Consider the following 7,997-nt stretch of genomic DNA (forward strand, 5'->3'; position numbering starts at 1 on the left):
GACCATGACCTACCAGATTCCGAAGCATCTCTCCGGCCGTGTCGTCCACCTCAAGGAAAGCGACGAGGAATGGGGCCGCGAGGCCTTCACCATGTCGGTCTGGGACAAGGGCCGGCTGATGAACGCCACCATCGAGTTCGACGACCGCAAGGTCCTGCGCAACGCGACCTGGTCGGTGGACGGCGACTGGAACCCGATCGAGGCGCAGACCCGCGAATTCGTCGACGGCGACCTCAAGGCGCACTGCTGGTTCCGCGTCGACGGCACCGCGGTGGAGGCGGAAGTCTTCTCGCAGGAGGCCGGGCGGTTCTCGCAGCGGCTGGAGACGGGCAAGCGGATCGACTACCTGGGCATGCACACGATCCTTGCCGACGTGCTGGTTGCCGCAGCCTGCGGCACCGCCGATCCGGGCGTCGAGAAGCCGGTGACCTGCGTGACCAACTCGATCTCCGAATGGGGCATGGGCAATTACCGCGCGCACTGCGTGACGCCGCTGGTCACTTACGTCGGCCGCGAGGAGATCACCGTGCGCGCAGGCAGCTTCGAGGCCGAGCACTTCAAGGTGCGCTGGAGCGAATTCGTGCCCGAATACGCCGACTTCTGGGTGACCCCGGGCGATTACCTGCCGCTGCGTCTGAAAGGCTCGTTCGGGCCGGTGCGCTATGAATTGGCAGGACTGGACTGATGCTCAACGTTTTCCAGCAGGGCGACCACCCGGTCCTCCCGCGCGCCAGCCACGACGAGGCGAGCCGCCAGAACTTCGCCAAGGGCCTGCGCGGCTTCATCCAGCGCGAGGTCCTGCCCGGCCTGACCCCGCTGTTCGCCAAGACGGCGGCGGAATCGCAGTCGCTCGGCGTCGATCTCGCCAGCCGTCACGACGTGCGAAAAGCGATGAAGAAGGAGCCGTTCTTCCAGTCCTACGCCGCGCTCAACCGGACGGCGCAGGAGCTGCTGTGGCTCTCGGTGGTGGACACCATCGAACGCGACTGGCCCCGCCTCGCCGCCGAGGTGAAGGCACGCGAGGGACAGGGCGGCGAACTGCGCATTCCCGAAGCGTTCGACGTGCCCCGCTACATCACCGCGCTAGACATCCACTGCATGCCGGGCGGCTATGCCTCCCGCCATGATGCCGAGCAATTCGCGGCTGGCGCCCTCTACGAACGCGGCGTCTACCTCTACGGCATGGGCTACGGCGGGCCGTTCAACGACGGCAAGGGCCGATCGGTGGTGAACTATATCCGCCGCACCATGCCCGATTTCGCGCCGACACGCGTGCTCGACATGGGCTGCACGGTCGGCCACTCGACCCTGCCCTACAAGGAGTTCTTCCCCGAGGCGGAAGTCTGGGGCATCGACGTCGCCGAGCCGCTGGTGCGCTATGCCCACGCCCGCTCGGTGGCGCTGGGCGAGACGGTGAACTTCGCGCAGATGAACGCGGAGAAGACCGAGTTCGAGGACGCCTCCTTCGACCTCGTCGTCAGCCATATCCTGCTGCACGAGACCAGCGGCAAGGCGATGCCCAGGATCTTCGACGAGTGCTTCCGCCTGCTGCGTCCCGGCGGCCTGATGATCCACTGCGACCTGCCGCCGTTCGACCTGATGGACCCGTTCACCCAGTTCATCCTCGACAACGAGACCTACTACAACAACGAGCCGTTCTGGGGCGCCATGCGCGAGATGGACCAGGTGGGGCTGGCCAAGAACGCGGGCTTCGATCCGGAAACGATCCGCTTCGACACCGCGCCGATGGTCATCCGTGAATACGCCGGGGCCGACGCGAAGGGTTACGATGCCGCCAAGGCCGACGAACTGGCCGACCGCGAATTCAAGGCGGGCGAATATGCCCCCGGCGGCGGCTGGGAAGTGCTGATCGCACGCAAGCCCTGAAACGTACGAGAGAAGACGCCCATGACCCTGCCCGACGCCCTTGCCCTTTCCCCGTCGCGCCTGCCTGACGGCGAGGCGGCGTTCTTCGGTTCCGACGTCTATCGCCGCCACGCAACCCCGGCGGGCGTGTTCCGCCCGACCAGCGTGGAGGACTTGCGCGCGATCGTGCTCGCGGCGGCGGAGGCGGGCCTTGCCATCCACACGCGGGGCGGCGGCGTCTCCTATACCGACGCGCATTTGCCCAGGCGCGCGGACAGTGTGGTCATCGACAGCTCCGGCCTCGACCGCATCGTCTCGCTCAACGAAACCGACATGACCGTCACCGTCGAGCCCGGCATCAGCTGGAAGGCGCTCGACGATGCGCTGGCGCCGCGCGGTCTCAAGGTGCCTTTTGTCGGCACCTTCAGCGGGCTTGCCGCCAGCGTCGGCGGCACCATGAGCCAGAACGCCAACGGCCATGGTTCCAACGCCAACGGCATTTCGGCGGACAGCGTCGTGGCGCTCGAAGTGCTGCTGCCGGACGGGACGTTCGTGCGCACGGGCACGACCGGATCGCAGGCGAGCCGGGGCCGCTTTCGCAACTACGGCCCGGACCTTGCCGGGCTGTTCCTCGGCGATTCCGGGGCGCTGGGGATCAAGACCGCGATCACCCTCAAGCTATTGCGCCGCAAGCCCGCGCACGAGACCGCGTCCTTCACCTTCCCCGACTTCGCCGCGCTGCACGGCTGCATGTCCGCCATCGCCGGCATGAAGATCGAGGAGAAGTCCTTCGGCCTCGACCTCGCGCTGTCGCAAGGGCAGATCGCCAAGCAGGACACCGGCACGATGCTCTCGGTGGCCAGGGGCGTGTGGCAGTCCTCGCCCAGCGCGCTGGCGGGCGCGCGCAGTCTGCTGCGCATGGCGGCAGCGGGACGGCGGGTGCTGGCCTCCGCGCCTTACGCCGCGCACTACATCGCCGACGGCTACTCCGCCATCGAGGCGCGCGCCAAGATCGATGCTATCCGCAAGGTCGCGCTCGGCTTCGGGCGCGAGATCGCCAACTCGGTGCCGACGGTCGTGCGCGCCATGCCGTTCCAGCCGCTGCACAACATGCTCGGCCCCGCAGGCGAGCGCTGGGTGCCGCTGCACGGCCTGCTGCCGCACTCGCGCGTCGCGGCGTTCCATGCCGCCTTCACGTCCTACGTCGACGGCAAGCGCGCGGAGATGGATCGCAAAGGCGCCTATATCGGGGCGATGTTCTCGTCGATCGGGGCGGGGACGTTCCTTTACGAACCGGCACTGTACTGGAAGGACGCACTGACGCCCTATCACGAACGGATGATGGAGCCGGGTTACCTTGCCGGGCTGCCCCGCTATGCCGAAAACCCCGACGGTGCCGCGCTCGTCGAGGAAATCCGCACCGAGATCATCGGTCTGATGCATGCCCACGGAGCGGGCCATTTCCAGGTGGGCAAGCTCTATCCCTACACGCGCGAGCGTGACGAGGGCGCGTTGACGCTGCTGCGTGCGGTGAAGGCGCAGGTCGATCCAAAGGGCCTGCTCAACCCGGGTGCGCTGGGGATTTGACCCCTGCCTCGTCATTGCGAGCGAAGCAATCCAAGGCAGTATAACGCCGCCCTGGATTGCTTCGCTTCGCTCGCAATGACGAGGGATGCGGCTATTTCCTGCTGATCCGCACCGGCAGCTCATCCAGCCCTCGGAAGGTGAAGCTGTTGATCCACGGCCGCTCGGCGGAGAGGATCGCCACGTCGTAGCTGCCGAAAAGCTCAGTAAAGAACTCCGCCAGTTCCATCTTCGCCAGCAGGTGACCGAGGCAGAAGTGCATGCCCGGCCCGAACGCCATCGAGCGGTTGTTGTCGCGGTCCGGGTCGATCTCGTCAGGCCGCTGCCACATGCGGGGGTCGCGGTTGGCCGATATGTTCATGCCGTAGACGAAGTCGCCCTTGCGGATCGTGTGACCATGCCACTCGAAATCCTCGCGCGCGATGCGCAGCATGCCCTTGGCCATGCCGATGTAGCGCAGCAGCTCGTCCACCACTTTCGCCGCATCGGCCGGCCCGGAGAACAGGCGCGCCTGCAGCGCGGGCCGCTCGTGCAGTTCCAGCATGCCCAGCGTCAGCATGTGCATCGTCGTCTCGAACCCGGCGATGATCGTGGCGTGGCAGGCGCCCAGCAGCTCGTCGTCGGAAAGCTGGTCGTTGGCATCGCGCGCCTGGACGAACTGGCTGAGCAGGTCTTCCTTCGGGCTCTCGCGCCGCTCGGCGATCAGCTTGAGCAGTTCGACGTTCATGTCGGCGAGGGTCTGGTGATAGAGGTCCACCATCTCGCGCGTCAGCACGGCCGCGCCGGTGGCCTGCTGGATCGCGCCCGCCCAGTCGGCGAACTGGTCGCGCAAGTGGTCCGGAATGCCGAACATCGCGGTGATCACGCGCGCCGGCAGTTCACGCGCGACGGCGTGCACGTAGTCCACCTCTCGCCCGTTGACTTCACGCAGGATGTCCTCGCTGATCTTGCGCGAGGCGGGGCGCAGGGCATCCACCACCTTGCGCGAGAAGGCGTTCGCCATCAGCCGCCGCAGCCGCGAGTGGACGGGCTGGTCGACGTTGGAGATCCACTTCTCCTCGAAATGCGCGACGAGCGGATACTCGGCGCGCACATCGGCCACCAGCGTGGAAAGAAACGGCACAATGCGCGAGGCGGACAGGCGCTGGTCGCGGAACGTCGCCATGACATCTTCGTAGCGGGTGACGATCCACGCCTGCTGCTTCTCGCTCCAGAACACCGGGTCCTGATCCTGGAGCGCACGCAGCGGGCTCCAGGGATCTTCGAGGAAGGCCGGGGAGCCGAAGTCGACATCCTGCACCGGTTCTGCGATTCCGGTCTCTCCGGCCATATCCGTCACTCCTTCAGGTCACATCTTGTAGCGGAAGCCGACGCGCCACACGCGCGGCTCCAGCGGGATCTTGTAGCCGAACAGGCCGGGCACGAACTCGGCCGAGGCGAACCAGTCCTTCGAATTGAACAGGTTGCTCGCCTGCGCGTAGAACTGGATATGGTCACCCGGCAGCTTGTACGTCACCGAGGCGTTGGCGCGCCCGATCGCCGGGTTTTCCGAAGCCTGCGAAAGCGAGACGAGCGAGTTGTACGACGTTCGGTAGCTGTAATCCGCCGCCAGCGTCACCGTGCTGTCGCCGATCGGAAGGTCGGCGGTGCCGCCCACCTGATACTGCCAGCGCGAGATCAGCGGCAGATGCTCCGCCCCTGCCTGCGCCGCCTGCGAACCCGGGTCCAGCTCCTGATATTTGTCGTAAGTATAGGTGAGGTTGCCGAAGAAGCTTATGCCCTGAACGGGTCGCAGCGTGGTTTCCAGTTCGATGCCCTGCACCTTCGCCTTCGCCGCGTTCTGGGTCAGGTAGCTGCCCGCGACATTGCCCAGCGCCAGCGTCTGCAGGTCGGTAAGGCTCTCATGGTAGGCGGCGAGGTTGAGCTGGAGCGCGCGGTCGAGCAGGTCGACCTTGGCACCGATCTCGTAGGACCATGCGAACTCCGGCGCATAGGGCCTTCCGAAGCCGGCCGGTTCGCCCGAGTTGAGGGAGTTGAACCCGGCCGCGCGATAACCGCGCGCAGCGGTGGCATAGACCATGCCGGTGTCCGACCACTTCCATTGCAGGTTGAACTTGGGCGTCCAGACATTCGCCTTGATGCCATAGTTCAGGGCGTAGATCGTGCCTGCGGAATCAGGCGTCGTGCCGAAGAACGACTTGATGTCATGGGTATAGCGAATGCCCGCCGAAGCCGTCAGCCCGGGAATGATCTCGTAATCGGCCTGACCGTAACCGGCATAGCTCCTGGACTTCGTCTCGATGCTGGAGGGAGGAAGCGGGAAGCCGGTGAAGATGTCGTTGGTGTCCTGCCTTGCATGCTCGCGGAAGTAGAAGAAGCCCGCGATCACATGGAGGCGATCGTCGGCGCTGTTGGCAAGGACCTGCAGTTCCTGCGTAAACTGGTTCTGCTTGCCGAGACTGTCGCGATAGAATCCCGGGATCGGATCGGCATTACTGCCCGGCGCGACGTAGCCGCCCGCGAAGTCGAGCGCCCAGTGTTCATCGAGATGCTGATAAGCGGTGATCGAACGCACCGTGATGGTGTCGGTGAGATCATAGCCGAAGCGGCCGGAGAACGAATACTGCTCATTATTGCCGATCGCCGGCAGAGGCGTGCGCGTCTGATAGAAGCCCAGCGCGGGATTGTAGGGCGGCGTATCGTTGATCGGCAGGAAGTGCTGTCCGTCGCTGGTGCTCTTGGCATAGCGTGCCGTGACGACCGCCTCGACCCGGTCCACGTTGGTCAGGCCGAGCGCCACCTGGCCGCCATAGCGTCGGAACTTGGTGACGTCCTCCCGGGTGAAGACGTTGTACTGCCAGCCCTTGTCACGGTTGTCGTAGAAGCCCGAGGCCGCAAGCGCGAGGTTCCCGGTGAGCGCCGCGCCGACGCTGGCCTTGGCCTTCACTTCATCGAAGCGGGCGTAGCTGATGTCGAAGTTGGCCCAGTTATCGCCGTTGGGCTGCCGGGTGACCAGCTTCATAGCGCCGGTCATCGAGTTGCGGCCGTAGAGCGTACCCTGCGGCCCGCGCAGCACTTCGACCCGCTCGATATCCGCCAGGTCATAGTCGGCTGCCGAGAGGCGGGACTGGTAGACGTCGTCGATGTAGATCGCGACCGGGGATTCCGAAGTCACCGACCCACCGCTCTGCTCCAGCGCGCCGCGCATGGCGATCTGCAGCGTGCTGGGCGACGCCGTGCCCTGGCTCAGATAGAGACCCGGCGTGTTCGATGCGAGAGCGATCACGCTGTTGACCGCGCGGTCCTCCAGCATGGCGGAATTGAACGCGCTGACGGCGATCGGCGTGTCCTGCAGCGATTGTTCACGGCGCTGCGCGGTGACGACGATATCGTTCCCGCCAACGGCGTCGGAAGAGGCCTGCGGAGCCTCCTGCGCCATGGCGGGCACCGTAGAAAGAGTGGTGACGAGAGCAGTGCCGAAAAGGAAAGCGAACCGACTGGACATGACGATTTTCCCCGAACCTTTGTTGTCCGGTGAAGGTGCCTCACGTGCGATTTTGAACAATTTGAATCGAGTTTGTTGATCACCAGCCGATGATTTATCACTAGGCGGAGAGCCCCCAGAATCCGTGCTTGCCCGCGAACGACGAAGGTTAACCGCGAGACAGGCTCACGGCTGCGACTGAGCGGACGATGGGCCGAAAGCGCACTTTTTCGGGATATCAAGTCACGATGATTCAAGACAATTTTGCCGGACTGAACGTCGTGGTCACCGGCGGTGCAGGCGGTCTGGGCCAAGCCATCGTCACGGCCTTCGCCGCACGCGGAGCCACCGTCATCAGCGCCGATCTCGCCGCCTCGGGCGACACGTCGACCGATGGCAAGATCATCGAGCGCACGCTGGACGTAACCAGCGAGGACTCCTGGATCGCCCTGATGGACTACATCGACCGCGAACTGGGCGGCATCGACGTGCTCGTCAACAACGCCGGCATCTACCGCCCCAACATCGCGTTCGAGGACATGCCGCTGGAGATGTGGCAGAAGCACTTCGCGATCAATTCCGACGGCGTGTTCCTCGGCTGCAAGCACGCGATCCGGCGAATGAAGGTGAAGGGCAACGGCGGCGCCATCGTCAACATGGGTTCGGGCATGTCGATCACCGCCAACCCCACCGGCGCGGCCTATTGCGGCTCCAAGGCGGCGGTGCTGATGACCACGCGCACCGCGGCGCGCGCGGCGGGCCGCTACGGAGTGCGCGTCAACGCGGTGCTGCCGGGCGCAGTGCCCACCGAGATGCTCATGGGCAACAAGCTGGACGGCGAGAGCGACGGCGATTTCCTCGCCAAGATGGAAACCTACAGTCCTCTCGGCCGCCTCGCCACGCCGGAAGACATAGCGAATAGCGTGCTGTTCCTTGCTGATCCGGCCAACAAGGCGGTGTCGGGCGTGTTCATCCCGGTCGACGGCGGCAATATCCCGGGCGCCTGACCGGGACTTCCCATAGGGCATGGAAAAGCCCGCCTCGCACAATGCGAGGCGGGCTT

6 protein-coding genes are annotated in these 7,997 nt (G+C 65.3%); 4 read left to right on the plus strand and 2 right to left on the minus strand.

Going from position 1 to position 7,997, the window contains the following annotated elements; genetic code table 11:
- Window positions 1–4: 4 nt before the first annotated feature.
- From ACYPYD_RS11975 to ACYPYD_RS11985, 3 genes are read left to right on the plus strand one after another with little or no spacing between them, the layout of a single operon-like run.
- Window positions 5–685, plus strand: coding sequence for a DUF3108 domain-containing protein (locus ACYPYD_RS11975; protein WP_036526996.1), 681 nt, complete (start codon window positions 5–7; stop codon window positions 683–685).
- Window positions 685–1,887: a class I SAM-dependent methyltransferase gene (locus tag ACYPYD_RS11980; RefSeq protein WP_459663318.1), complete on the plus strand. Its 1,203-nt coding sequence runs from the start codon at window positions 685–687 to the stop codon at window positions 1,885–1,887. The genes ACYPYD_RS11975 and ACYPYD_RS11980 overlap by 1 nt, the downstream gene beginning before the upstream one ends.
- Window positions 1,888–1,908: 21 nt before the next feature.
- Window positions 1,909–3,453 (plus strand): FAD-binding oxidoreductase, encoded by a 1,545-nt coding sequence (locus ACYPYD_RS11985; RefSeq protein WP_036526998.1) that lies wholly within the window; start codon window positions 1,909–1,911, stop codon window positions 3,451–3,453.
- A gap of 91 nt (window positions 3,454–3,544) precedes the next feature.
- Here ACYPYD_RS11985 and ACYPYD_RS11990 read toward each other — a convergent pair whose 3' ends face one another.
- Window positions 3,545–4,780: a cytochrome P450 gene (locus ACYPYD_RS11990; RefSeq protein WP_069709460.1), complete on the minus strand. Its 1,236-nt coding sequence runs from the start codon at window positions 4,778–4,780 to the stop codon at window positions 3,545–3,547.
- Between the two features lie 18 nt (window positions 4,781–4,798).
- Entirely contained in the window at window positions 4,799–6,955 is a 2,157-nt protein-coding gene (locus ACYPYD_RS11995; protein WP_081799069.1) for a TonB-dependent receptor, read from the minus strand.
- Window positions 6,956–7,182: 227 nt separating this feature from the next.
- On the opposite strand from ACYPYD_RS11995, the gene ACYPYD_RS12000 reads away from it, so the two are divergent.
- Window positions 7,183–7,941 carry an SDR family NAD(P)-dependent oxidoreductase gene (locus tag ACYPYD_RS12000; protein WP_459663320.1) on the plus strand — a complete coding sequence of 253 codons (759 nt, stop codon included), beginning with the start codon at window positions 7,183–7,185 and terminating at the stop codon, window positions 7,939–7,941.
- Window positions 7,942–7,997: the final 56 nt, after the last annotated feature.

It is taken from the genome of Novosphingobium sp. 11B (assembly GCF_054589055.1).